The sequence below is a fragment of the Spirulina sp. CCY15215 genome, from assembly GCF_016888125.1.
In the GTDB taxonomy this organism is placed as follows: domain Bacteria; phylum Cyanobacteriota; class Cyanobacteriia; order Cyanobacteriales; family Spirulinaceae; genus CCY15215.
In genome coordinates, this window is record NZ_JACSWA010000361.1 from 24,178 (window position 1) to 49,381 (window position 25,204).

Annotated in this window: 27 protein-coding genes, 1 tRNA gene and 1 pseudogene; 13 read left to right on the forward strand and 16 right to left on the reverse strand. The window is 44.5% G+C overall.

Annotation, left to right across the window (positions count from 1 at the left end; genetic code table 11):
• Positions 1 to 434 precede the first annotated feature (434 nt).
• Positions 435 to 665 (forward strand): hypothetical protein, encoded by a 231-nt coding sequence (locus JUI58_RS09695; protein WP_204103568.1) that lies wholly within the window; start codon positions 435 to 437, stop codon positions 663 to 665.
• Positions 646 to 1,068 (forward strand): putative toxin-antitoxin system toxin component, PIN family, encoded by a 423-nt coding sequence (locus JUI58_RS09700; protein WP_204103569.1) that lies wholly within the window; start codon positions 646 to 648, stop codon positions 1,066 to 1,068. The genes JUI58_RS09695 and JUI58_RS09700 overlap by 20 nt, the downstream gene beginning before the upstream one ends.
• An 89-nt stretch (positions 1,069 to 1,157) precedes the next feature.
• Here the strand turns inward: JUI58_RS09700 and JUI58_RS09705 are convergent, their stop codons facing one another.
• The 7 genes and pseudogenes from JUI58_RS09705 to JUI58_RS09735 all read right to left on the reverse strand — a co-directional run bounded on the left by JUI58_RS09705 (position 1,158) and on the right by JUI58_RS09735 (position 5,124).
• Entirely contained in the window at positions 1,158 to 1,511 is a 354-nt protein-coding gene (locus tag JUI58_RS09705) for a DUF433 domain-containing protein (RefSeq protein ID WP_204103570.1), read from the reverse strand.
• Between the two features lie 25 nt (positions 1,512 to 1,536).
• On the reverse strand, positions 1,537 to 1,674 hold the full coding sequence (locus JUI58_RS09710) for a hypothetical protein (RefSeq protein ID WP_204103571.1): 138 nt from the start codon (positions 1,672 to 1,674) through the stop codon (positions 1,537 to 1,539).
• An 8-nt stretch (positions 1,675 to 1,682) separates the two neighbouring features.
• Positions 1,683 to 2,066 carry a chorismate mutase gene (aroH, locus tag JUI58_RS09715; RefSeq protein ID WP_348539869.1) on the reverse strand — a complete coding sequence of 128 codons (384 nt, stop codon included), beginning with the start codon at positions 2,064 to 2,066 and terminating at the stop codon, positions 1,683 to 1,685.
• A 56-nt stretch (positions 2,067 to 2,122) separates the two neighbouring features.
• A complete protein-coding gene (sppA, locus tag JUI58_RS09720; RefSeq protein ID WP_204103573.1) occupies positions 2,123 to 2,950 on the reverse strand; it encodes a signal peptide peptidase SppA in 828 nt (275 codons plus the stop codon).
• Between the two features lie 408 nt (positions 2,951 to 3,358).
• Positions 3,359 to 3,508 (reverse strand): annotated as a pseudogene (locus JUI58_RS27685) (pyridoxamine 5'-phosphate oxidase family protein); the annotation flags it as partial.
• 21 nt (positions 3,509 to 3,529) lie between these two features.
• Positions 3,530 to 4,777, reverse strand: coding sequence for an ATP-binding protein (locus JUI58_RS09730; RefSeq protein WP_204103575.1), 1,248 nt, complete (start codon positions 4,775 to 4,777; stop codon positions 3,530 to 3,532).
• On the reverse strand, positions 4,750 to 5,124 hold the full coding sequence (locus JUI58_RS09735) for a hypothetical protein (RefSeq protein WP_204103576.1): 375 nt from the start codon (positions 5,122 to 5,124) through the stop codon (positions 4,750 to 4,752). Before JUI58_RS09735 ends, JUI58_RS09730 begins: the two co-directional genes overlap by 28 nt.
• A gap of 202 nt (positions 5,125 to 5,326) precedes the next feature.
• Between JUI58_RS09735 and JUI58_RS09740 the strand changes: the two genes are divergently transcribed.
• Together JUI58_RS09740 and JUI58_RS09745 are read left to right on the forward strand one after the other, a co-directional pair.
• Positions 5,327 to 5,629: a hypothetical protein gene (locus JUI58_RS09740; protein WP_204103577.1), complete on the forward strand. Its 303-nt coding sequence runs from the start codon at positions 5,327 to 5,329 to the stop codon at positions 5,627 to 5,629.
• 265 nt (positions 5,630 to 5,894) lie between these two features.
• The gene (locus tag JUI58_RS09745) at positions 5,895 to 6,491 is read left to right on the forward strand and encodes a Uma2 family endonuclease (RefSeq protein WP_204103578.1); all 597 of its coding nucleotides are present in this window, start codon (positions 5,895 to 5,897) and stop codon (positions 6,489 to 6,491) included.
• Between the two features lie 175 nt (positions 6,492 to 6,666).
• On the opposite strand, the gene JUI58_RS09750 is transcribed toward JUI58_RS09745, so the two are convergent.
• On the reverse strand, positions 6,667 to 6,852 hold the full coding sequence (locus JUI58_RS09750) for a hypothetical protein (RefSeq protein WP_204103579.1): 186 nt from the start codon (positions 6,850 to 6,852) through the stop codon (positions 6,667 to 6,669).
• Between the two features lie 341 nt (positions 6,853 to 7,193).
• On the opposite strand from JUI58_RS09750, the gene JUI58_RS09755 reads away from it, so the two are divergent.
• The 3 genes from JUI58_RS09755 (at position 7,194) to JUI58_RS09765 (ending at position 11,113) form a co-directional block, all read left to right on the forward strand.
• Positions 7,194 to 9,308, forward strand: a complete 2,115-nt coding sequence (locus tag JUI58_RS09755) for a TIGR00300 family protein (RefSeq protein ID WP_204103580.1) — start codon at positions 7,194 to 7,196, stop codon at positions 9,306 to 9,308.
• Between the two features lie 104 nt (positions 9,309 to 9,412).
• Positions 9,413 to 10,909, forward strand: a complete 1,497-nt coding sequence (locus JUI58_RS09760; protein WP_204103581.1) for a TM0106 family RecB-like putative nuclease — start codon at positions 9,413 to 9,415, stop codon at positions 10,907 to 10,909.
• A gap of 130 nt (positions 10,910 to 11,039) precedes the next feature.
• Positions 11,040 to 11,113: transfer RNA gene (locus JUI58_RS09765), tRNA-Asp, on the forward strand.
• A 217-nt stretch (positions 11,114 to 11,330) separates the two neighbouring features.
• On the opposite strand, the gene JUI58_RS09770 is transcribed toward JUI58_RS09765, so the two are convergent.
• Positions 11,331 to 11,624, reverse strand: a complete 294-nt coding sequence (locus tag JUI58_RS09770; RefSeq protein WP_204103582.1) for a 2Fe-2S iron-sulfur cluster-binding protein — start codon at positions 11,622 to 11,624, stop codon at positions 11,331 to 11,333.
• Positions 11,625 to 11,948: 324 nt separating this feature from the next.
• Between JUI58_RS09770 and JUI58_RS09775 the strand changes: the two genes are divergently transcribed.
• Positions 11,949 to 12,944 (forward strand): Gfo/Idh/MocA family oxidoreductase, encoded by a 996-nt coding sequence (locus JUI58_RS09775; RefSeq protein WP_239121367.1) that lies wholly within the window; start codon positions 11,949 to 11,951, stop codon positions 12,942 to 12,944.
• A gap of 42 nt (positions 12,945 to 12,986) precedes the next feature.
• On the opposite strand, the gene JUI58_RS09780 is transcribed toward JUI58_RS09775, so the two are convergent.
• Positions 12,987 to 14,354 carry a hypothetical protein gene (locus tag JUI58_RS09780; RefSeq protein WP_204103583.1) on the reverse strand — a complete coding sequence of 456 codons (1,368 nt, stop codon included), beginning with the start codon at positions 14,352 to 14,354 and terminating at the stop codon, positions 12,987 to 12,989.
• A 147-nt stretch (positions 14,355 to 14,501) separates the two neighbouring features.
• Here JUI58_RS09780 and JUI58_RS26975 point away from each other — a divergent pair, with 147 nt between their 5' ends.
• From JUI58_RS26975 to JUI58_RS09795, 4 genes are all read left to right on the forward strand, one after another.
• Positions 14,502 to 14,630, forward strand: coding sequence for a hypothetical protein (locus JUI58_RS26975; protein WP_275414330.1), 129 nt, complete (start codon positions 14,502 to 14,504; stop codon positions 14,628 to 14,630).
• A gap of 112 nt (positions 14,631 to 14,742) precedes the next feature.
• Positions 14,743 to 15,228 (forward strand): allophycocyanin, encoded by a 486-nt coding sequence (locus JUI58_RS09785; RefSeq protein WP_204103584.1) that lies wholly within the window; start codon positions 14,743 to 14,745, stop codon positions 15,226 to 15,228.
• 94 nt (positions 15,229 to 15,322) lie between these two features.
• Complete coding sequence (apcB, locus tag JUI58_RS09790) at positions 15,323 to 15,808, forward strand: allophycocyanin subunit beta (protein ID WP_204103586.1); 486 nt, start codon at positions 15,323 to 15,325, stop codon at positions 15,806 to 15,808.
• A gap of 330 nt (positions 15,809 to 16,138) precedes the next feature.
• A complete protein-coding gene (locus JUI58_RS09795) occupies positions 16,139 to 16,342 on the forward strand; it encodes a phycobilisome linker polypeptide (protein ID WP_204103587.1) in 204 nt (67 codons plus the stop codon).
• Between the two features lie 159 nt (positions 16,343 to 16,501).
• Here JUI58_RS09795 and JUI58_RS09800 read toward each other — a convergent pair whose 3' ends face one another.
• The 4 genes from JUI58_RS09800 to JUI58_RS26980 all read right to left on the reverse strand — a co-directional run bounded on the left by JUI58_RS09800 (position 16,502) and on the right by JUI58_RS26980 (position 21,619).
• Positions 16,502 to 18,472, reverse strand: a complete 1,971-nt coding sequence (locus JUI58_RS09800; RefSeq protein WP_204103588.1) for a serine/threonine-protein kinase — start codon at positions 18,470 to 18,472, stop codon at positions 16,502 to 16,504.
• 81 nt (positions 18,473 to 18,553) lie between these two features.
• Entirely contained in the window at positions 18,554 to 19,165 is a 612-nt protein-coding gene (locus JUI58_RS09805; RefSeq protein WP_204103589.1) for a DUF3318 domain-containing protein, read from the reverse strand.
• 185 nt (positions 19,166 to 19,350) lie between these two features.
• Complete coding sequence (locus JUI58_RS09810; RefSeq protein WP_204103590.1) at positions 19,351 to 20,142, reverse strand: hypothetical protein; 792 nt, start codon at positions 20,140 to 20,142, stop codon at positions 19,351 to 19,353.
• A gap of 49 nt (positions 20,143 to 20,191) precedes the next feature.
• A complete protein-coding gene (locus JUI58_RS26980; RefSeq protein WP_204103591.1) occupies positions 20,192 to 21,619 on the reverse strand; it encodes a nucleoside transporter C-terminal domain-containing protein in 1,428 nt (475 codons plus the stop codon).
• A 226-nt stretch (positions 21,620 to 21,845) separates the two neighbouring features.
• On the opposite strand from JUI58_RS26980, the gene JUI58_RS09820 reads away from it, so the two are divergent.
• Positions 21,846 to 22,715: a hypothetical protein gene (locus tag JUI58_RS09820; protein WP_204103592.1), complete on the forward strand. Its 870-nt coding sequence runs from the start codon at positions 21,846 to 21,848 to the stop codon at positions 22,713 to 22,715.
• Positions 22,716 to 22,734: 19 nt separating this feature from the next.
• Here JUI58_RS09820 and JUI58_RS09825 read toward each other — a convergent pair whose 3' ends face one another.
• Both JUI58_RS09825 and codB read right to left on the reverse strand, forming a co-directional pair.
• A complete protein-coding gene (locus tag JUI58_RS09825) occupies positions 22,735 to 23,889 on the reverse strand; it encodes a TIGR03032 family protein (RefSeq protein WP_204103594.1) in 1,155 nt (384 codons plus the stop codon).
• A gap of 25 nt (positions 23,890 to 23,914) precedes the next feature.
• Entirely contained in the window at positions 23,915 to 25,201 is a 1,287-nt protein-coding gene (codB, locus tag JUI58_RS09830; protein WP_204103596.1) for a cytosine permease, read from the reverse strand.
• Positions 25,202 to 25,204 lie beyond the last annotated feature (3 nt).

A 25,204-nucleotide genomic window follows, 5' to 3' on the forward strand; every position in this document is an offset into this window, starting at 1 on the left:
TGATAACGCATTTCGCGGAGTGATATTACCCTTAAAAAAAGCATTATTGCGAACTTTGGTACATCACAGGCACAAGTATTACATAAATTGTCAAATAAAGCAACCAATAAGTGTAAAAACAAGATTTTTGCAGAGTAAAATCCCTGAATAGAGTTGTATTTGGCAAAATGCAATCTTGTAGAGTGTCCTAGCGGAGAGTAACGCACAAGCAATTAGCATTAAGTAACGTTTGGGTGCGTTACATTGCATTAACAAACCCTACAAGATCGGCGATCGCAGGAGAGTAATGTATTGCGATCGCACTTCCTGTGAGTCTTAAATTTTTAGGCGATCGCTTTTTTAAAATTTGATAAGATGGCGATCGCGTGTTGTGGGAATGAGATGACGATTACCCTCGGTAAAAGTTATCATAGAGTCAAAAGTAAAAAATTGCCATGCAGACTCAAAAACTCATCCTAACCCCCGCCGAATTAGAAGACTTTCAAAATTTTGGTACTCAAAATATACCGCGACCTACCTCAACAGAATTGGCGATCGCGGATGCTATTATTGCTGAAGCCTGGAAACTTGCCGAAGAATCTGGCCATCAGTCCCCTGAAAAAATCTGGTCAGAACTTGATAGTATTCGTACTAAAATAGCTAACCGTGACGCAATTACTCCCTAAAGTTATTCTCGATACTTCCGTATTTGTTGCCGCACTACTCAGCAAAAATTCTCAGAGTTCTCCACCTCAAGTATTAGATGCTTGGCGCAACAGCAAATTTACCCTTATCATGTCTCCTCAACTATTACAAGAATTAATTGTTATCTTAAATCGGCAAACCGTTTCTTTACTTGATATTCAATTGTTAATTACAGTAATTGCAAAAACTAGCTTGTTTATTCCTGGAGCTTATGAAACAACAATTTTGGACAATATAGACCCTAACGACAATATTTTTTTAGCGGCTGCTTACGAAGCAAAAGCAGATTATTTAGTCAGCTTGGATCGGCGGCATTTACTCCCTCTAAAATATTTTCACGGTACCCAAATTCTGAGTCCTTCACTTTTTTTAAGGATGTTATGAAGTCCAATATTTCAGATTATATTAAAGTCCTTACTACTAAATCAGGTTCTTTGCGACGTAACTGTATTTGATAAATTGGGTTGAGATTTTCATCCATCAAATACTTGATTTGCATAGGATTTTCCTAGTGTTAGTCGTTCGGCTCGAAGTTGACGTAATTTTTCGGAGATTGGCGGCGGATTAAGTTTTTGCTCTTCTCTCATTTTGTTTCCCCACTCTAGCCAATTAGCGAGGTACTCACTGATCTGTTGTTTGTTATGAAGATAGTAGAGAACTGTGGCATAAACCTGTTCTAGGCTTAATGATAGATAGGTTTTAGCAATTTCTTCAGGTGTTCGACTGCGATAAATGTAGTCATACAAAACTGTTTCAATGCCAATTCGCGTACCTTTTAGGCGAATGTCATTGGTAGCGAGAAAGATAAAATAATCTTCTAGTTGCATAGTTTATGTCTCCAGAATATTAGAACTAAACCGAATATTTTAAACGAATTTCTCCCATAGATGCCGCCCATTCCAGCATCTCTAAAGCTGCTTTTTTGAAAGCTCTTTTCTGCTTATTTTGCTTGTTTTCTCGCGTTACCGTTTTCTCGGTGTAATATTCCACTGACTTTCCTAGACCAATTCTGCTAAACTCCAATCGGGACGCAGATTTTTAGCTTTTCCCAAATAAACGTGAATCATCTCGTTTTGGAGTTGAGGAGTATTAACATGAATAAGAACCCGAATACAGCGTTCTAAACTACCTTTAACCTGCATTTGTTGGACATCAATGAGAGCAACATTATCCCATTTGGGACGATCGCGGGCGATCGCGGCAGGAAAAATCGCATCGAGATCGCGGGTTGCAGTAAATGTAGCACTCACAATCTCTTCGGGATCTAATTGATTTTGCTTTTCTATCTCCTCAATTAACTCGGTAACTGCAATGCGAATCGCTTTCACACTATTTTCTGTCACCGTCGTTGCGCCGCGAATAGCCCGCACTTTCCACTCCACTAGCATATCCTCCTTGATTTAATTTAACGGATAATCGAATCGATCGCCGATCGCTGTTAGGGTCGGTATAACCATAAAGGTTGCCCTTCTGTTACCATTTCAAATTCTAACCAATTCAAGGTCATTGACAACCGCGATCGCTTCGATATTGCGCGTCCCGATAAAACTCGCATTAATAAAGGCTTCTTTTCCTCGATAGTATTACATTGAGCTTTTTCGGGGTCTAGCTTAACTAATTCGCAAAGCCAGCGACGGGCATCTTCTTCTGTTCCCAAACGATCCACCATCCCTAATTCTAGAGCTTGCTGTCCCGTAAAAATACGCCCATCGGCAAAACTTTTCACCGTTTCAACCTCTAAATTGCGTCCTTCTGCTACTGTTTCAACAAATTGTCCGTAGCTGTTATCGATCAAATCCTGTAGAATCGCCTTCTCTTCTGGGGTTGATTCGCGATCGAAAGCCAAAATATCTTTGTAGGGTCCCGATTTAAAAGTTTTAAAGGAAACGCCAATTTTATCTAATAAACGTTCGAGATTATTCCCCCGTAGAATTACCCCAATACTCCCCGTAATTGTGCCTGGATTTGCAACAATACTATCGGCACCGACTCCCACATAAACGCCTCCCGATGCGGAAATATTGCCATAACTGGCGACAACTTTAACCCCTTTTGCGCGGATTCGCTTTAAACCATCATAAATTTCTTGGGAGTCTCCAACAGTTCCCCCAGGAGAATCGATGCGTAACAAAATTGCGGGATACTTTTCCTCTTCAACAATTTTTAACGCTTTGAGAACTCGTTTGCGCGTTTCTGTGGCGATCGCGCCAGTGATTTCAATACGGGCAATTTGTTTGCGCTTGTTGGGTTTAAACGGCCAGATCATAGACTAATTGGAATCTCCTAGGTTTCGCGATTTCCCCGGTTATTGGGGGAAGTGTTGCTGGTTTGATGTCCAGTAACACTTCACCCAGTATATAACGCTTATCGAGGGCAATTTTCTAAACGCGAGTAAAAGTATGCTCAAAATGCTTCTTCAGTCGTCCCATTCCTGCTACATCACCGCAGCTAAAATAAAACGGTTGTCTTAGAATTGCGGTTGTGCGATCGCGCTGCAATTGCCTGCAACTATTCGCGGTGAGTGAGGGGTTGCCGCGATCGCCTCTGTGGTTAGAATCAGTTTGCCAGTTTCATCTTTGTACCATCCTTGTGCTTCAACGGTTTGAGGTGCATTGACACTCAATTCTGCGATCGCCCCTTCTTCTCCCGATCCTCGTGTCTCTAAATTCACCCAGTCGGCAATAGGGGGACCCGATCGCATTTTTGCCGAGGCTTCAGTTAAAGGGAAAGATAGCACCAAAGTTCCTGCTAATTCTTTGGGATTAGGCGATCGCACTTCCTCCCAGCGATCGCGGATAATATGTTCGGTAAATGCTTTCAGTGATTGGGGGCAGGTATTTTGGGTCTAAAGATGTTTTGGTAATTTGATCGTGAAAGTAGTACCCTGATCGCGTTGAGAGTCGCAGCTTAATTTCCCACCATGTTGTTCAACCACCACAGAATAACAGATTGATAAGCTCAATCCTATCCCTTGACCGACAGGTTTCGTGGTAAAAAATGGCTCGAAAATGCAATTGCGTATTGCTGCCGTCATACCGATACCATTATCCTCGATCGAGATCGCGACTTCCTCCGTTGATAACAATTGGGTTTGAATATATAAGGTAGGAGTGGTGATGAGATTGCGGGCGATCGCTTCTTCAAGGGCATCAATAGCATTAGCCAGAATATTGAGAAAAACTTGATTAATCTGTCCCGCATTACATTCCACCACCGGGAGGGGTTGATAATCTTTAGTTACAATAATTTCAGGGCGTTTAGATTGAGCCTTGAGGCGATTTTGTAAGACTAATAAGGTACTCTCTATCCCTTCAATGAGATTGACAGATTTCACACCCACTTCATCGAGACGGGCAAAAAGTCGTAGGGAAAGGACGATATCACGAATTCTGCGAGACCCCGTAGCAATGGAATCAAGGATTTTGGGGAGATCTTCGGCCACAAATTCCAGATCGATATCTGCGAGAATGTCACTAATTTCTGAGGTTGGATGGGGATAAGTCCGTTGATAAAGTTGGACGAGTTGCAGTAAATCTAAAGCATCTTCTCGCAAATGTTCCACGTTGCCGTAAATAAAGCTGACGGGATTGTTAATTTCGTGGGCAATTCCTGCGACCAATTGACCCAAACTCGCCATTTTTTCCGTTTGAATCAGTTGACCTTGGGCGATTTTCAGTTTGTTCAGAGTTTGTTGTAATTGAGCGTTATTTTGGCTTAATTCCTGGGTGCGTTGTTCGACTTTGGCTTCGAGATCATGGCTGTATTCTGTGAGTTTTCCATAGGCCGATCGCAATTCGAGGATCGTTTGATTGAAGGCTTTAGCAAGGGTACCGATTTCATTTTTGGTGAGGACGGGGGTAGTCGGCAGAGTTTGAAATTCTTGGCGTTGGACTCCTGCACTGACTTGACGGGCGGTTTGGGCAATGGCGAGAATGGGGCCGACGATTTGACGACCGAGGATCCACATTCCCAGGGCGAGGAAAATGGAACACCCCAACCCGATCGCGGCAATGGCGATCGCGAGGTCTCGGGCTGGGGCAAAGGCTTCTCGTTGGCTTTGTTCGGCTAATAGTGCCACATCCTGCCGTTCCAAAAAGCGATAAACTCCAATGACGGGAATGCCGCTATAGTTGCGATAAAGTCCGCTCGGACGGAAAATAAAATATCTGGAGGAGTTTTGTCTTCTAAGGCTTTGAGGGTAAGAGGGAGGAGGTCGTCTTCGTGGACAAATTTTAAATTAACTTTTAAGTTTTCTTGTTGTTGCCATTGCTCGATCGCGGTTTCTAGGGCTTGGTCTTCTTCGGGATAAAATCCTTGACTCCACCAGATGGTTAAATCGCGATCTTGGCTTTTTGGAGGAGATTCTTGGGTTGAGTTTTCGGTGCAACTATTCAGCAGGAAACCCAACAGCAATAGCGAGAAAAAATAGAAACGGCGCATAAGAATTGTGTTTTCTAGTATTCTTGCTTTAATATAACTAATTTTGGAGATAGGATAGAGTCGTATCTGCGATCGTTGCGATCGCGAACTTCTCTTCGATCTTGTAACAAAAGAAGAATGAAGAATTGGCTAGGCATTTTTAACAGAAAGATGATATATTCATTTTGATAATGACGACACTTATCGGAGGAGAGAGCGATTTGTGAAATGTGTTGCAAAATGTGTTGTACCGATCTTGTTATTCGTGTTATTTTTTACGATCGCCTCTCCTGCTGATGCGGCATTTTGTCAGCAGAAAGGCGATCGCCAAATTTGCATTCTCCAGATTAAACGCAGTGCCAAAAATTATTGGGAGTATCGAGTTAAAGTGAGTATTGACGGTAAAGTTAAACCTATTGAGATTTATAATTGCCGCGATCGCCTTCGTATTGACAAACACGGTCAGGTTATTGCCTTTTCATCAGAAGGAGCAGGAGAATATGTCTGTAGCTTTTTTAAATCATGAAGAAACTACAGCCCATCTGATACAATACTTCTGTTCTATTATAAAAGCTCATCCCGTGACGCAATTTATTAAGGTCGAGTACAAGAACAAGCTGTCCGAGAACTCGAAAATTTACCTCGCGAGAACCGTCTGCGAGGAAATGTTATAAAATTAGTAAGAGAATTGGTCATTTCGTTCGTTCGTAATTGTTCCTTTCAAGGCGATCGCATTTCCTTTGCTGTTTTCGATCGCCATCAAAATCAAAATAAACCAAAGTTATACAAACATGATTGCTCTTTCTGACTCATCTTTAATGTCTCCCCAAGAATATCTGGACTGGGAAGAACAACAACCGCTTAAATACGAATATATGAACGGCGAAGTCTTTGCGATGGCCGGAGGAACATTAGCTCATAATGAAATTGCAATTAACCTTACGTCCGCTTTAAAAAGTCATCTGCGAGGAAGACCCTGTAAACCCTATATGGCAGATGCTAAATTGGGGATATTGCAGCAAGGTCCTTTTTATTATCCTGATGTGATGGTGACTTGCGATCGCCGTGACAGACAAGAACAAAAAATTGTTTATCATCCTTGTTTTATTGCAGAAGTGCTATCTCCGAGTACGGAAGGAAAAGACCGAGGGATTAAATTTCGCAATTATCGCCGTATTGATACTTTTAGAGAATACGCACTCATCAGTGCAGATACGATGCTGGTAGAAATTTATCGGTTGAATGAACAAGGAAAATGGGAACTCACGACCTATTCTCCACCGGAAAATGATACTTCTCCAGAAGAGATAGATATTCATTTAACCAGTGTCGATCTACATTTTCCCCTGTCTTTATTATACGAAGATGTGGTTTTAGTTGATAGTTGATAGTTGCTAGTTGCTAGTTGCTAGTTGCTAGTTGCTGGTTGCTGGTTGATAGTTGATAATTAACAATTAACATGGAGGGCAATATTCATAAATCATCCCGCGATCGCACCGTCGATATCTGTTCTATATCTGTTCTGCGGTTTTGATGCCCCCAATATTTTTCTAGAGATCGCCTTTAATCTCTGAGAGAGATTTCCCCTTTCCAAATTTTGTCCTGTAATTCTCGCCACAGTCCGCACTCCTCGGGTGTCACCGTCCCACCCACATACATGACGCGCTTGATATAGTTAGACTCTGCATGAGATAAGTGTCCATCGACTAGAGCGCGTTCGATCGCGTTTTTAACTGTAGTAGTTTCCATAACACGACTACCTCGCAAATTGTACCGCCATTCTAGCAAATTTTCGCTCTAAAAATACTCTATCCTTTTTCTTGTGACTATTCGTAACCTGGAGGAGACGAAAAACGCAAATTGCGTGAAGATTCATCCTGTTGCGATCGCAATTTCTGCAACCGGAAAAACGTGATACGATGGAAAATTGCGTCTAATTGAGACAACAACCCGATATGGGAGCGAAATGCTTACCTTGATAACGCTTGTTACCCCCTGCAAGTATTTCTCAGACTCATGGGGCTGTTTGTCTTTCGCGTGTCCATCGAACAGGAGAGAAAAGGGCAATCTACCCCCTTTTGACATAAAATATGACAGATTCTATTCGCTTTCTCATGTGCGCCCCCGATCATTATGACGTAGATTACGTCATCAATCCTTGGATGGAGGGCAATATTCATAAATCATCCCGCGATCGCGCCGTCGATCAGTGGCAAAATTTATATCACATTATTAAAGATCGGGCGATCGTCGATCTCATTCCAGCCGAAAAAGGCTGGCCGGATCTCGTTTTCACCGCGAATGCTGGTTTACTTCTAGGTCAAAATGTAGTCCTCAGTCGCTTCTTGCACCCCGAACGTCAAGGGGAAGAACCTTATTTTAAAAAATGGTTTGAAGAGAATGGTTATACCGTCTACGAACTCCCCAAGGATTTGCCCTTTGAAGGGGCAGGAGATGCCCTTTTAGACCGAGAAGGACGCTGGTTATGGGCGGGATATGGTTTTCGCACAGAACTCGATTCTCATCCTTATTTGGCCAAATGGCTAGATGTAGAAGTGATATCTCTGCGTTTAGTAGATCCCCGTTTCTATCATCTCGATACTTGTTTTTGTCCTCTCAGTGGCGGTTATTTGCTCTATTATCCCCCTGCTTTTGACTCTTATTCTAATCACTTAATTGAGCGACGAGTAGCAGAGGAAAAACGCATTGTTTTGAACGAACCCGACGCGATTAATTTTGGCTGTAATTCCGTCAATATTAACAATACCGTCATTATGAATAAGGCCAGTGAGTCTTTAAAACAGCGCCTGACGGAATTGGGTTATGAAGTAATAGAAACCCCTCTGACTGAATTTCTCAAAGCTGGAGGGGCTGCAAAGTGCCTGACTTTGCGAACGATAGAACCGGTGCGCGAAGAACTTCATGCTGTCACTTATCTCGAAAGTCGCACCCTACAAATGCGAGGACATCTCCTCGATGCGGGGATTATGAACCGCGCTTTAGATATTATTGTCGATCGCGGCGGCAGTTTTAAAGTTCTCAATTTTAACTTAGGGGCAGAACGGCAAAGTACATCTTTAGCAGAAGTCCGGGTTTCCGCCCCCAACCGTGAGGTTATGGAGGATATCATCGCCGATCTGATCGATATTGGGGCGATGGATGTACCGGAAGACGAACGAGATGCCCTCTTAGAACCGGTGCCTATGGGGGGAGTTGCGCCGGATGATTTCTACGTCACTACGATTTATCCCACGGAAGTTCGCATTAAAGGGGCATGGGTGCGATTACAAAATCAACGCATGGATGGGGCGATCGCGGTGCGGGAGACTGCTGAGGGGGTCGTGGCACGGTGTAAGCTCTTGCGGGACCTTGAAGTAGGGGAAAATGTTGTGGTTGGAGTACAAGGCATTCGTACTGTTCGCAAAGTCGAGGATCGCGATCGCGCTTCTGCGGGAGAAGAATTTAGCTTCATGGGATCGGGGGTTTCCAGCGAACGTCGGGTTGAGTTGGTGGTGGAGAAAATTGCTTGGGAATTGCGACAAATTCGCGATCGCGGCGGTAAGGTTGCAGTTACGGCGGGTCCTGTGGTCATTCATACTGGGGGAAGCAAGCATCTTGCCCGTCTCATTCGCGATGGATACGTGCAGGCTTTATTAGGAGGAAATGCGATCGCCGTCCACGATATCGAACAATCTCTCATGGGAACCTCCCTCGGGGTGGATATGCAGCAAGGGGTTGCAGTACGCGGCGGTCATCGTCATCACTTAAAAACCATCAATATTGTGCGCCGTTATGGTAGCATTGCTAAGACGGTGGAAGAGGGGATTATTACCAAAGGAGTGATGTATGAATGCGTTAAAAATAACGTTCCCTTTAGTTTAGCTGGATCGATTCGCGATGATGGTCCCTTACCGGATACGCAAATGGATTTAATTAAGGCACAAGAGGACTATGGGCGGATGTTGGAAGGGGTGGAAATGATTCTCATGCTTTCCACCATGTTACACTCGATCGGGGTCGGAAATATGACTCCTGCTGGGGTTAAAATGGTCTGCGTTGATATTAATCCTGCCGTTGTCACCAAGTTAAGCGATCGCGGTTCTGTAGAATCCGTTGGTGTAGTAACAGATGTAGGTTTATTCCTCAGTTTGTTGGTGCAACAATTGGAACAATTAACCAACCCTTATATGACGATAGCTAATTAGTCAGTTATCAGTTAGAGAAGAGAAGATGAGAGGTGAAATTTATTTTCCATCCCTCATCTTTCAGTTTGTTTAACGGTAGATTCAAATCCCCCTAACCTCAGTTTATGTTATTGACCGATGATTTACTCTTAGACTACAAACGCTGTCAGCGACGCACATTTTTAAATATTTATGGCGATCGCGCTCATCAAGAACCCCCCCGAGATTTTCTCCTCAAATTGCGGGAAGAAAATCAACAACAAATTCAGGAAATTTTGGCGGAAAAGGCTTATGTACAACCCCAATTTGAAAAGCGAAATTGGCAAGACGGGGGACAACAAACTCGGATTTTAATGGCAGAAGGAGTCGAATTGATTTATCGCGGTATCTTGTTTATAGAAGGCGATCGCAAGGAAATACAGGATGTAGAAGAGATGAATAAACGCTCTTTACATCCATCTTCTTTTGACTATTTAGGAAAGCCAACCTTTTTAATCAAGCATCCTGGTCACTCCATCTGGGGGAATTGGTTCTATATTCCGGTCAATGTAAAGTTAGGTAAACGTGCCAAACCTGAATATAAAACGATCGCCGCATTTCATGGCTATCTTCTCACTCGAATACAAGGAATATTACCTCCCCATGCAAAATTGCTTTTACGAGGCAAAAATCCTTATTACGTCGATCTGGAAATTGGTATTCCTTCTATGCTGAAAGTGCTGCAAAACTGCACGCAAATGCTTCTCGATCGCGACGAACCCGAGGTGTTTATTTCCCGTCAGCGTTGTAGTTTGTGCCATTGGAGTAATTATTGTCACGCGATCGCCCGCGACCAAAATCACCTCTCTCTTGTCCCTGGTGTCACCCCCAGCCGCTACGAAGCCCTACAAAGCCTCAATGTTAATACTTTAGAAGCCCTTGCTACCCTCAATTTACCGATCGATGCCAAACTAATTGAGCCAGAGATAGTCGATCAACTACAACAGCAAGCGCGATCGCTACTGGAAAATCGCCCTTTTCTCCGTCCGATCGGCGATCGCCAATCTTACAATACTTTCCCTACTGCCCCTGTTGAACTCTATTTTGACCTCGAGGCTCAACCCGATCGCAATGTTGACTATTTATTTGGCGTACTTTGTGTTAATCATCAAAACAAAACTGAGAAATTTTATGGGTTTTTAGCAGAACAACCGGAAGAAGAAGGATTTGTTTGGCAGCAATTTCTGTCCCTAGTCGCGCGTTATCCCCATGCACCGATTTTCCATTTTTCAGAATACGAAGTAGAAACCGTCAAACGTTTAACAAAACTCTACAAAAATACGCCTTTTCCCCTCAAAGATATCCTCTCTCGCTTCGTCGATATTCATCATTGGGTGACTACAACAGCAACACTACCCGTTGAAAGCTATTCTCTCAAATCTTTGGCGAATTGGTTGGGATTTACTTGGCGAGATAGCGACGTTGCCGGCGATCGCGTCGTTTGTTTATATGATAATTGGTTAAAATGCGGCGATCGTTCTGCCTTAGAGACGATTCTCCGCTACAATGAAGACGATTGCCGCGCAACCTATCACCTCAAAACATGGTTCGAGCAGTTTTGGTGCAATTCTTCCTCTTCATAAAAGTTTGCTATCTAACTGCTCTCTTCTCCGGCCAAAATAAAATTCTCCAAAATGATTGACAAAAGAGATACTATGTGGATATAATGAATCTTGTCTCAAAAAATAAGAAGCAGAAAATAAGAGACAAAATGGGACTGTAGTTCAATTGGTTAGAGCACCGCCCTGTCACGGCGGAAGTTGCGGGTTCGAGCCCCGTCAGTCCCGTTCCAAAACAAAGTATTAATATATACAAAATCAATTTTGTTTTAGATTTATTTGGGTAGATTTATCATATTGCAGGAAACCCGCACTCTACCATAATCTAAGATTTGGCATAATACGGGCTTCCCGCTACAAATAAGTCAACACGAAGAACGAAATTCTCTTCTAGAATTTTGGAATGTAAGGTTTTAGTATGATTTCAAAACCTATTCTTCTCAATCTAGTAAATTTCTTCTTCTTGGTGAGTCTGAATTTTGCAGTCTGAAGTCGGTTTAGCAACGCAAGTCAAAACAAAGCCTTGTGCAATTTGATCGTCATCCAAGAAAGATTGTTCGGATTGATCGACAGTACCTTCCAAGAGCTTACCTGCACAAGTTGAACAAGCACCAGCCCGACAGGAGTAGGGAATATCGTAGCCTTGTTCTTCGGCTACATCAAGAATAATCTCATCATCGGGAACAGTGATAGCGTGCTCGCCTTCTGGTGTTACTAAAGTAACTGTATACTCTGCCATGAGTCGAACTCCTCTAAAGTTTGGATAGCAGCCTGTTGGCCTATAAATGTTTCATTTTCGATACTAAAGGAAAAGGTTCCTTGGTTTAGGCTGCATTAGAAATGAGAGTACGAATGAAATTTATCATAAATAATACTTATTGTGAATTTGTAGGAAGTATTTCCACAAAACAAAGATAGAAAAATTTCGGTAAGCCAGAATACATCTAAGTTTTTCTACCTTTGGATAGAAGCCGATCGCAGATAATATCCCCTTGTTTTATAAATAGGTTTTTCTTATCTTTAAGAACAGTTACAATAGATAAAGAAAAAGTTCAACAATATTATGAGTTATTTGCCCAAACCCATTAAGGTAGCCCTTGTCGGTACGGGTTATGTCGCCAAGCAAAGAGTTGCAGCCTTGGGAGAAGAAAGCGATCGCGCCCAATTGGTGGCGATCGCCGGGCGCGATCGCGCAAGTTTGCAGGCTTTATGCGCTATTTCTGGAGCCAGAGGAACTGAGTCTTGGCCAGAACTCCTACAAGCCCCGGATATTGATTTAATTATTATTGCTACCATTAACAGCGAACATGGCGCGATCGCCAAAGCTGCCATCGAAGCAGACAAGCACGTTATTTGCGAATATCCCCTCTCTCTCGATCCCAAAGAAGCCCAAATTATTATCAATAAAGCGCGATCGCGTCGTAAATTTCTCCACATCGAACATATTGAACTATTGGGAGGACTGCATCAAACCATGAGGCAATGGCTGCCTCAAATTGGTGAGGTGAACTATGCTCGCTATATTACTATTAAACCGAAGCATCCCACCCCCGAATCCTGGTCCTATCATGCCGATCTATTTGGTTTTCCCTTCAGTGCCGCACTCTCGCGCATTCACCGCTTTACCGATCTCTTCGGTACAGTACAATCCGTTAGCGGGCGATCGCGCTTTTGGCATCTGCCCGAGTCCAACCCCTATTACACAGCCTGTTTGTGTAAAGCGCAATTGTGTTTTAGCAACGGATTAATCGCCGATGTTGTTTATGGCAAAGGCGATCGTTTTTGGCAATCAACTCGTACTTTTGAACTGCATGGCAGTCAAGGAACCTTGATTTTTTCCACCGACAAAGGAGAACTAATTCGGGAGAGAGAAACGACTCCCATTGAAATTGGCAGTCGTCGGGGATTATTCGCCAAAGATACAACTCTAGCCCTAGATAGCCTAATCCAAGGTAAACCGCTTTATGTTTCACCAACAGCCAGCCATTATGCTCTTGTGGTTGCCGATGCCATTCGCCAATCCACAAAAACCGGACTAACAATCGAACTACAAAGCTAAACCAAGAACGACTCCCCGCTATCAACTATCAACTATCAACTATCAACTACTAACCGGAGTTAATAAAGCAACTTTGCGACTATCAAACAGTTTTGAGAGACTGTCGGTGATAATTTCTACCACTTCTGGATCGCAATTGTCGAGAAAATCCTCCCCGCTAATTTCATCTTGGAAAAATGCCTTAGATCGATCCAACAAGTCGCGAATTTTATCAAAGCCGATAATATTCACAATTAAGGTGGTCAGGGGAGAATTTTTAATGTCGTAAGGAGAATCGCTAAAACGTCCCTTAGAGAGCAAATCAAATACTTCCTGTTCTGTTTCCCCGGTGAGAGGGTAACGGTTGGGAACATCCGGCAGAAAATCCTCTAGCTTTTCAATGGGAAGTCCAAGGGGATTGAGTTCCCCCATAATCGTTGACAGAGGAATATTCCGGCCAAAGCGACGAGAAAGTGCTTCCAACAAAGCCATTGTAAATAATTTGCTGGCGAGATAAAGTCGAGCAATTTTAATATTGCGATCGGCGCGATCGAGTTTATTGTAAAACTCTTGATCATTGGGTTCGCCTTTAAACTGTTGAAACACTAAATCGGGCTTAAGAAAGTTCATAAAACCCGCCATTTTCTGCAAAGCAACCCGATACTCATTCACCGTGTAAGAGCTAGGATTCTTAAGATTGTGATTGGTTTCTGGCAGCAAACTCCAAGTATTATCAAGAAAACGAGCAGAACTGGGATTAGCAAAACTTCCCACATCTCGATTGGCCATCCTCACGGCACGTTGTACCGACTCAATCAATTCAGTTTCACTTAGTCCGATATTGAGCCTTTCGTTAGTTTCCTGAACGCGGAGATAAAGATGTTCTCCTGCGTGCAGTCCATCCTTTTCGGGACGAAAAGGGATAGTGGCTTCAATACAAGTAACAATTTGTAAAAGTAACTTTTCATCTAAAAGGGTACGCAAAACCAGAGCGCAAACTAAAGCACTCAAAAACTCATTTTGCCCAGCAAAAGGTGATAGCTGCTGTCCGGGTTCAAACCCAAACGTTCCCATCACTAAATCGAATAATCTATCAGCAGGAAGATACTCCGCTTCGCGAATGTACAGATGTTCTTTGACCTCTTGAACAAAAGGTGAAATGTAAAAGGTTAGATTGAAATTGACGCTCTGATCGACCTGGACATAGACCAAATCATGAAATAAAGCCGCAAGGACTTCAATGGCATTAGCAGAACCCCCAACCTCAAAAATATGGTCTGGAGTGTGGAAATAACGCCACGGTCCGGTCATCGTTTGGACGATTAAGGCAGTAATTCGCTCGAGCTCTCGTTTGTCAACATCGACTTTTAGTTGACTCATAGCCCACTCGAGCTTCTCGAGGCATTGTTCTTTATCCCGTTCAAAGTTCATCCAGACTTGTTGCACCTTTCACTTGACTTAACGCTATTTTAGCTAGACCTGTGGAAAGACGATCGATCTTTCTTGGACTTTCCTGGGAAAAATTGACGAAAGACGAAAAATTCAGAATTTTTGCATTTTTCGGCAGAGTTTTCCCCCTTGAAGGAAATTTTAGCGATTTTTTCTGGCGATCGCACTCTTTCCCAAGAAAATTTTCCCAAAAATGAGGATAAACATTACAAAATATTAAGAAGTAATCGCCAAGGACAACAGAATGCCGGACAATAATCTCGGAAGGTTGCTGACTGGGACGGTGCTGGAAAGCATCTAAACCCCTTGGGGAGAAATGCAATCGAGCAAACGTATCCAGTCGGATTTTTTTTGTTGGAGGAATCCATAGATGAGTATCGTCACGAAATCCATCGTGAATGCCGACGCTGAGGCTCGTTACCTCAGCCCTGGCGAGTTAGATCGTATTAAGGCCTTTGTTACCAGTGGCGACAGCCGCCTGCGGATCGCTCAAGTTTTGACCGAATCCCGCGAGCGCATCGTTAAAGAAGCCGGCGATCGCTTATTTCAATCCCGTCCCGATATCGTTTCCCCTGGTGGTAATGCTTACGGCGACGAAATGACCGCGACCTGCTTGCGAGACATGGACTACTACCTGCGCTTGATCGTTTACGGTATTGTTGCCGGCGATATCACCCCCATCGAAGAGATCGGTTTAGTGGGCGTAGCAGAAATGTACAAGTCCTTGGGAACCGACATCGGCGCAGTTGCCAAAAGTGTTGGTTTGATGAAAAACGTTGCCAGTTCTTTATTGTCTGGTGAAGATGCTTCCGAAGCTGGTACTTACTTCGATTATGTTGCGAGTGCAATGGGATAGGCAAAGTAGTGCCACCCTTCTTCTCAAGCGTTAATTTCAATCCGCTTTTGCGGCTCGCAATCTATAAAGATTAGCTCAAATAAGGAAATCAAAAATGCAAGACGCAATTACTGCTGTTATCAATTCTGCCGACGTTCAAGGAAAATACCTTGATAGTTCTGCAATGGATAAGCTCAAGGGCTATTTCCAAAGCGGACAACTTCGAGTTCGTGCCGCTAGCGCTATCAGCGCCAATGCTGCCGGAATCGTCAGAGATGCCGTCGCTAAAGCCCTGTTGTATTCCGACATCACCCGTCCTGGTGGCAATATGTACACCACTCGTCGTTATGCTGCTTGCATCCGCGACTTGGACTACTACTTACGCTATGCAACCTACGCAATGCTTGCTGGGGATCCCTCCATCTTGGATGAGCGGGTTCTCAATGGTTTAAAAGAAACCTATAATTCTTTAGGCGTTCCCGTTGGCGCAACCGTTCAAGCTATCCAAGCCATGAAAGAAGTCACGGCTGGCTTAGTCGGTGCTGACGCTGGAAAAGAAATGGGCGTTTATTTCGACTATATCTGTTCTGGCTTAAGCTAAACCCAAGAAGCAAATCAACGGTAAGTTGATTTGAATTCTGCACAAGTAAGTTCGGGAAGTCAGGGAGCAAGTATTAGTGGGTCAAAGACTTATTTTACTGGCTCGAGGTAGGTTTTAACCTCTATTATTGGCACTTTGATTCCCGAACTTTGTCATGTATTTGTGATGTACTTATATATCTCGCAAACCTAGAATACTACAACAAAGCATGATGCAAAGCATGATGTGCTCTTGTGGTAGGATTAAAGCAAATCAACCCTTTTTTTTCAGCTTTTTAAGAACCTTGTGTCTTGTAAGAGCATAAATACTAAGTTTAGGAGCGGTAAATCCATGAGAATGTTTAAAGTTACGGCTTGTGTCCCCAGTCAGACGCGCACTCGCACCCAGCGCGAACTGCAAAACACCTATTTCACCAAGCTCGTTCCTTTCGATAATTGGTTTCGCGAGCAACAGAGAATCATGAAAATGGGCGGTAAGATTGTTAAAGTTGAACTAGCAACGGGCAAACAAGGTGTGAATGCTGGGTTACTTTAATTAGACTCAATAATTAGACTCAATAATTAGACTCAATTACTCAATTAGAGTGAGATAGAGCGAGAAATACCGAAATAGTTGGGGGGAGGTCGATCGCCGACCTCTCTTTTAGTTTGTTTATGTTAGTTTGTTTATGGAGAAAGGTGATGCTAGAGAGTTCTATGGCAATGTATCGGTGGTTAGAGTTAACTTATAACTCAAAGTCTCATTAGAGCGAGAAACAATGACAATTTGATAAACTCCCGTGGCGGGTAACTTTCCCGACCAATTCAGTTCTTGGGAATCCGATCGCAAGGCTTCCCCATTCGGGGTATAAACTGAAAATCCCATTGCTTGATCCGTCAGCACAGAGGTTGCGATAGATTGGCCTTCCTCGAGGCGAGCCAGAAAAACCTTTCCCTCACCTGGTTTGAGACTTCCCTCCTCGTCAACACTGGCTTTGCCCTTGGAAAATACCAAAGTTTGCAAACTCGTACCATCTTGCAGTGCTTTGACCTTATCGAGAGCGATCGCCTGCCAAACCTGACCGATCGCCTGACTCAAAAAGTCCTTGTTTTTCCATTCCGGGAAATAGAGAAAAAAAGCTGCATCTGCTAGATCGATCGCCGCACTGTTGCTGACATTCAACTCATTTACTTCCCGCTTCCAGCGATCGCGATCGATGCGCCGATATCGTCCTAACCCTCCCCTCGCTTCAGCACTCAAACTTTCAAGGCGATCGAGAAGTTGAGCCGATGTGACATCAATAGTTTCTCGCCAAACCGCATCTTTAGGATCATCACTTGGAGTTCGTCCTCTTTTTTGGGCATCTTTTACCCCGACTTCCTCTGCTACTAAGCCTTGAAAAAACTCATAATCGATCGCCATCTTCAAGCGGCGATCGCGCAAAGCTAATTTACGCTGACGTTCGCTTTCCGGTAGACTTTCCGAAGGTTCGGGTTCGGGATCATCCGCCGCCGGGAAACTTAAGGCTTCCGCTTGGCCCAAACTGGGAGGCGGTGCTTCTACCCTGGGAGAAATATCCAATTCTGGTAACTCTTCTGGGGAGGAAAGTTGAGTTTTGAGCCAGGTTTGCCCCACAAACCAACCTATCGCCCCAGCCCCAACAATAAAGCCCACTGCAAAAACAAATTGCAGGAGAAACTTGAATACTTGCACACCAAAATTGCGCCGGTCGGAAAAAAGAGGTTGGGTCATCTCGATAGGGGATGGAGGTGCTGCAGTTCCCGCAGAGTGCTTGCCTTTACTGGGAATTAAAGACGAACGGGGAATCTCGCGCAGGGCGCTGATGACATCATACGCACTATGATAGCGATCGCCCGGATGTTTGGCCAGCATTTTTTGTAGGATGACATTAAATTGGGCAGAAAGTTTAACTTGTCCGTGCCAGTCCCATTCTCCAGTTTTGGGATCGATTAATTGTAGAGGTTCTTGCCCCGTCAGCATCACGGTGACGGTTGCCGCGATCGCGTAGAGGTCGCTATAAGTAAAAATAATCCCTTTTTGTAACTGTTCCGGGGGAGCATAACCTGGTTTGCCTAAAGGCATTGGTAGGGGGGTTGTTGTGGGATCTCCCAACTCCACGGAAAGGGTAGCGAGGACTTGGGCAATACCGCCAAAATCCCCTAAAATCAAGCGTCCGTCTCCTTGCCGAAAAAGGATATTTTCCGGGGAAATGTGGCGATGGATGACTCCCATAGAGTGAATGTAATTGAGCAGGGATGCAAGCTGATAGAGCAAGCGCAGTCCTTCCGTTTCGCTAAACTTGCGCCCCTGTATCCAACGGGCATCGAGGAGCGATCGCAAAGTTTGCCCCTCTATATAATCCTGAACCAGTAATACCTTGCCTCGCTCTTCATGCCGAAAACAGGTCAGATGATGCACTTTGAGAATTTGAGCGTGATCGAGACGATAGAGAATATCAGCTTCACGGGCAAAGAGTTGCTCCGCCTTGGCAAAAACATCTGGGGTTCGTAGAGTAAAGGTAAATTCTTTCAAGGCAAAATGAGCGTTTGAGCCTTGCAGGTCTTCCACTAAATAGGTTGTCCCCAAACTGCTGCTCTGGGCTAATTCTCTGATAACTCGATAGCGATCGCCTTTAATTTCCTCAGACTCAACAGAACTGACCATAAACATTTACTTGTTCGTATTCCCACCAGTGTAAAAGATAAAAGATGAATTTTGCCTACTCCCCAAACTCTCCACTCCCTTCTACTCCTCTCTCACACTTTGAGGTACTCTAACCGAGGAAAGATTGGCGATCCCCCGTAAATTTTGAGTGCGAATTAATTCGTTAAAGGTCAAGCTAGAGCGTCCTTCTAACTTCACTGTGGCTTCAATTCCCATTAATAGGTATTGTGCCGCTTCTGCTTCGCTATACCCCCGTCGGGTCGCTACTTGAATCGCCTCTTCGTCAACATCAATTTCTCGTTTTGTACCGCGATATCCTCGCCATAGGTGACGCAAGGCGATCGCACTTAGTCCTCCAGCGACAACAACTCCGGTTAGATCCCCTTGAGTAAATTCCGCGATCGTTCCCACCAAACCGATCGCGGCCAAGCCTTGATAAATATCCGGTTTAAACCATTGCACTCCTGTTAACCAAACCACTGATCGCAGCAGTAGCAAATCTCGCTCTTGCCTTTTTAATTGTTGCCATAGGTCAAAATTGAGATAAATTGGGCGCGTTTTCCGCTTCCAAGGTAAGGGAAACTCCATCTCAATCACCTTAGTTTGTTGAGGCTTACTAACAACCTGGCAATACATTCGCCCGGAAGCAGGCATCAACTCTTTCAAGCGCTGAATTTCAACATCTGGGTTCATTTCCACGAACAATTATCAATGAACAATGATTAATCTCCGTAGGGGTTTGGTCTCCAAACCCTCTTACGCTAGGGCGCAAGCATTGCGCCCCTACGCAAGCATTGCGCCCCTACGCAAGCATTGCGCCCCTACGCAAGCATTGCGCCCCTACGCAAGCATTGCGCCCCTACGCAAGCATTGCGCCCCTACTCCTCACTCCCTTTTAAAGTAGGTTCTAGGGTCGAGTAAACCGCATCAATTTGTTCTGATGCGCTTTCTGTGGCTGCGATCGCCAAAATGACCAGGCGACCTGGAACCTGACGAGAAAGTAAAATACCTTTCATGGGGGTGCGATCGCGTCCCATCGTTAAAGCGCCTTCCCAGGGGACGATCGCCCCTCCCAATTCGCTCTCTACGGCTTCATAAGCACCCGTTACGATGCCTTCTCCTCGGTTGAAGGTATCGATCGCCACTTGAGATAATGCCCATTCTCGTAGGGGTGCATCGGCAGCACGGGGACGCACGGCGACGGTATAAGCCAGTTGACCGTCAGGAGATTCAAACAAAGGCACTCCCGTGATGACAGATTGATTAAATCCCTCAATAATCCCTACTTGAAAGCGATCGCTAGGGTCTTGATAGGGTTTTTCTGAAAGAGGTAAAGCAGATTGAGTAACGGGATCTGCTTCTGGGGTTGGGGTTTCTGTGGGAGAAGGCGTTGCTTCTGGAGTTGGCGTTTCTGTGGGAGAAGGGGTTGCTTCTGGAGTAGGGGTTTCTGTGGGAGAAGGCGTTTCCGTTGGAGAAGGCGTTACTTCTGGGGTTGACTCTGGCGTAGGAGTTGCTTCCGGTGTCGGACTTTCTTCCGCAGCCGGGGTTTGCGCCTGCACGATCGCCCCAGAATGAGGTTGTTTCGCAAATTGTAGAGGTTGTCCGTAGGCGATCGCAGCCATAGCTACGACCAAGGCCAAACCGATGAACCAAAAGCGATTAGTTTTCATTAGTTGGTAACGGGTAACGGGTGACTCATCTAAATTAAAGTTGACTAAATTAAAGTCCTAGGGCGCTAGACTGACCAAAATAGAAGACTCCCGCAACGGCTCCCGTCATGAGAGTAGCGAGAGTTGCCCCCCATAATGCCTTAAAACCGAGGGTTGAGATTTCCTGCCGCCGTTCGGGGACTAAAGCCGATAATCCTCCTACAAAGATGCCATAGGACGCAAAATGAGCAAAGCCACAGAGAACATAACTGACAATAATCAAAGCGCGAGGGCTGAGAGTGCCTTCCGTTGAAAATTGACTCAAAGCAAGATAGGGGGGGATGCTTGTCTCAAATAATCGTCGTCCGATCAGGACTGAAGATAGCCAGAGTTCGTTAAGGTCGAGGGAAACACCAGTTAAAAAAGTGAGAGGAAAGAATAAAACCCCAAGAATGTTGGGAATAGTAATAAACTGAAATAATTGCCCAATGGGACGTAGTAAAGTGTATTCCGCTTCGCTCAATCCGGCTAAACCGGCAAACATCATATTGACCAATTCCAGCAAACCGAGGATAGCAATCAAAACTGCCGCGATCGCCACTGCCATTTTCACCCCATCTAATGCTCCCACAATTAGACTATCCACAGGATTGAGTTTAGGAATCGATTCATCTTCAACTTCTTCGGGAATGGTTCCCATAGTTTCCGGTTCTCCCGTTTCTGGGACGAGGAGCTTGGAAATGACAAAACAAGCGGGAATTGTGAGAATAGAAGCAGAGACTAAATGCCCCGTAATGGATGGAAACTGAGCTTTGAGGAGTCCAGCATACAAGGCGAGAACAGAAGAAGCGATCGAGCCGAAACAACTGGTTAAAATGGCACAAAGTTCGCTGCGAGTCATCTTGGGCAAAAAGGGTTTAACCGCTAAAGCCGACTCGATCCCCACAAAAATATTAGCTGCCCCCGCTAGGGATTCTGCGCCGCTAATTTTCATAGTTCTTTGGAATAACCAGGCAAACCATTTCACCACCGGTTGAATGATATGCAGTCGATAGAACAAACTCACCAAACCCGCAAAGAAAATCACTTGGGGAAGGGCGCGGAAAGCGAGAATATAGCCAATGCTGAGATTGTCAGAACTGAGGCGATCGCCAGGAATGCCCACGTAGGGATCTCCCAAAGTTCTGGCCAACCAACGTCCGGCGGGGCCTGGACCCACCATGCGACTCGGGTCGGGAACAATAATCGAACTCTCCCCACCAAATAAAAATCTCGCCCCCGCTTCTGAAGCGTCTAAAACTGGATTGAGGAGATTATTAATCAATTCGACAGCTTGAGCGCCGACGACAAAAACAAATAGACCGACAACGAGTTGCAGTCCGATCCCGAAAACAAGCACATTCCAAGGAATGACGCGGCGGTTTTCCGACCCCAGCCAAGCCACTGCACAGAGTCCAAAAATACCAAAAAATGAGATGACATTTAGGATAAGATCCACAGGATTTTCCCCTTGTAATGTTAGATTTGCTTCCTTCGCTTTCCGTCAAGCAAAAAAGGCACAAACAAAATGAATATTTGTCATCCTACCCTATGACGGGAAGGGAAATTTTGCCGATGGGATGTTTTTGAGGTTAGATCGAGAAGATTCTCGGTAATCGCTAACATATTGTAAACAGCGATCGCCTCGGGCGAACCTTACCTAATTGTTTCATCTCCAACCTTTCATGCTCAAATCATCTTTAATCCCTTGCGAGTGGTGTAACGCAAAGCCTTTTCTCTTACTATCTGCGCTATTTATTACCCCCCATGCCCATGCGAGTGCTAGTAATATGCCTGTTGTTGTTCTCCCTGCTGAATATGTTGCTTCATCCCGGCCTGCTTTGCAAGTTTCGGATACTGCCCCGGAAGTGCTTCCTCCTGAAGTACCTACAGATCCCCTCAATAGTAATTATCCGGTTCCTTGGAATTGGGTTATGGCGACTTATGCGGACTTAAAAGAAAATCCTCACCCCGATCCTCGCTATTATCGCAGTCCTGCTTTAATTTCTCCCGATGGTCTTTATGCCGCTTACAGTCGTATTGCTATGCAGGTACAAGAACAACTTTTTGGCAGCCGTGTCAGCAGTGTTATGTTTTTGGAAAATCTACAAACAGGGGAATTACAAACAATTACCGCTTCTTCTCCTTTAGCGGCAGATTCTTTGGGAGGACAGGGACAAAACCAAGCGGGGGCTATTTCTATTCTCATTCCTGTTTCTTGGTCGAAGGAAGGCGATCGCCTTCTGTCCAGACAATTTGAAGGTTTGTTTAGTGCTTCAGATGCTTCGGATTATGCGGTAGTTTGGAATCGTAACACTAAAATTACCCATACCATTGCCCCAATTAGCGTTCAATATACTAATGCGGTTTTACTTGGTTGGAGTACCCTTTATCCCCAACAAGTTCTCTTTCAAGCTGGCTTATTGGGGGAGGAAAACTGGCCGCTTTGGGCGGTTAATCTTGACAGTCAAACGACTCTTGCTAATGACGATAAACCTATTGTTTACGGTCGGTTTCAACAACCTGCTTGGACGGGACCCCAAGCGAAATGGTAAGGATGGTTTTTTCGGGATTCTAGGAGGAGATAAAGGGGAAAACTTCTCCTTGCTGTGGTGCTTTTTTAATAGTTTCTTGAGTATTGTTGGGCTGACTTTTCCTTTTCTCGCGAGTTTTCAGGGTGGGTGCAATGGTAATCCATTTGCAAATTTCATCGGTCATAAAACCTAATGCCATTGGGCGACGAATTTGAGGGATAATTTGTACGTCATAAAGTTCTGTTACTACTCCTTCCATTTGCATCCAGTGGTCAATGTTACCCGTGTCCAAGTTAATAAACATGAGACCGCAACCCGGTGCCGCATTTTTAGCCGCCAGCAGATCGTCTAAAGGTAAACCTGTAAACATCCGATCGCCTCTGGGTTTGGAAAGACCGACGATCGCCCATTTATCCCAAAACGCTAACCCTCGTAAGTAGCCTGGACAAAAGGCGATCGCCTGGAATTTGCCTGCTTTGCGATCGATGTAGCCAAATTCCCCCAGTCCCGAGTTCAACACCCAGAGGCGATCGCGATACCACCGGGGAGAATGGGGCATGGAGAGGCCATCCACAACGATGCGATTATTTTGAATATTAATAATACAACCGCCGCGATCGCGCTGATTTCGCCATCCTGCGGCTACGTCGGAACGACTGATGGCACTGACATAGACGGGTTTTTCTTTCACCATTGCTAACCCGTTGAGGTGACAGCGATCCTCGGGGGCGAGTTTGCTGATAAAATCCGGTTTCCAGACAGGGGCAAAACTGTAGCGATCGCTTACTGTCGCTAAACAACTATAAGAGGTATTGACAAAAACAATCTTTTGTGTATCGGTCACGCCGAGATCGTGAATATCCAATTCTCCTGTAGTGTGAGCAAGACGAGGAATATAGAGTGCATCATAGTCGTTGTGAGTTTCTCCCGCAGGAAGGGCATTATCTAATTGCCATAATTGGAAGCGACAGCCCATATAGAAGCGATCGGGGGTAACATAAAGTCCCATAGGGCGATCGAAGAGTCGCTCAAAGATAGACAATACACCATTGGGTTTGAGTCCAATCAGAAAAAGTCGGTTGGTTTGATAGGTTGTAAATGCAAGACTGATATGCTGTTCGTAGAGCCAAGGTAGCAATTGACGAGAACAGGAAATTTCTAGAGGGGGTGACTTTTTTTGTCCCGTTTCAGACATTGTTTTGGTTGTTGATGATTATTCTTTATTCTCCATCCCCTTGTCCCTTTTGTCCCATTACTTTTTCAAGGACAAAATAGATAATTACGGCAGCAATAATACCGTTAATGGGTTTAATTCCTGGGGTGTAATAGGCGATCGCGGAAGCGGCAATATAGGATACAATTCCGATCCAATTAAAGGGGGGTTGTACTTCATCTAAACTGGGAAATTGTCCTCGATGACCTAACCAATAATTAGCCATGATAATGCCTCCAATGGGGGGAATAAATGTGCCTAACAAAAGAAGGAATTGAAAAAATCCTTCGTCTCCATAAATGCCTCCCAAGGTTAGCGCTAGGGCTAAAGTTGCGCCTCCTAATACCAGTAAATGACGCTTCTCCGTGCGAAACGCATGAGATCCGGCAACGGAGAAGGCATAAATTGTATTATCTTGGGTTGTCCACATATTCAGAACAAAAAGAATTACCCCCCAAACTACTAACCCTTGTTGTACCATGACCTTAACAATATCTGAATCGCCATAAGCGAGGGAACTATAAGCACCGCTAAAAATCAAAAAGCCATTTCCTAAGAAAAACCCCAGTAATGTCGCGATCGCTGCCATTTTGCCCGATCGCGCAAAACGACTCCAATTTGTTGCTTGGGTTCCCCCAGAAATAAAAGTTCCCACGATGAGAGTAATTGCGGCACTTAAAGGCATTTCTGCTTGAGGTGCGATCGCCTGTAAGCCAGAAAATCCTCCCACCTTTCCCGTTGAAATTGCCAAACTCCACAGCATTAAAACTACCATCGCGGGGACAGCAATTCGACTTAACCAATCCAAGGCATTATAACCAAAATAAGCGGTAATACAGAATCCATAAGTAACAACAACGATCAGCAACCAATTCAAAGATTTGGGAAATCCAATCGTTTGGTTTAACAAATCAGCAATTAATCCCGATCCCCAAGCATACCAAGCAACTTGAGTAAAACCGAGAATAAAATCAACCCATCGAGAGCCAATATTTCCGAAACTAAATCGTGCCATGAGAACGGTATTTAAACCCGTTTTTCCGGCAATATAACCCAACAGGGCAGCATAAATCCCCAAGATTAAATTACCAATGAGAATAACACCGATTAAATCGGGGAAAAAACGAAATGCGGGTCCGACTAATCCTCCCGCAAATAGAGTGCCGGAATACAAGGTAAATCCCACTAAAATTGAAGCCAAAGACCAAAAGGATTTTCGCATTTCAGGGGGAACTACACGCAGAGGATAATCCTCCTGTTGTTCAATTTTTTCTAAGATAGGTTGTTCTTGCATAGT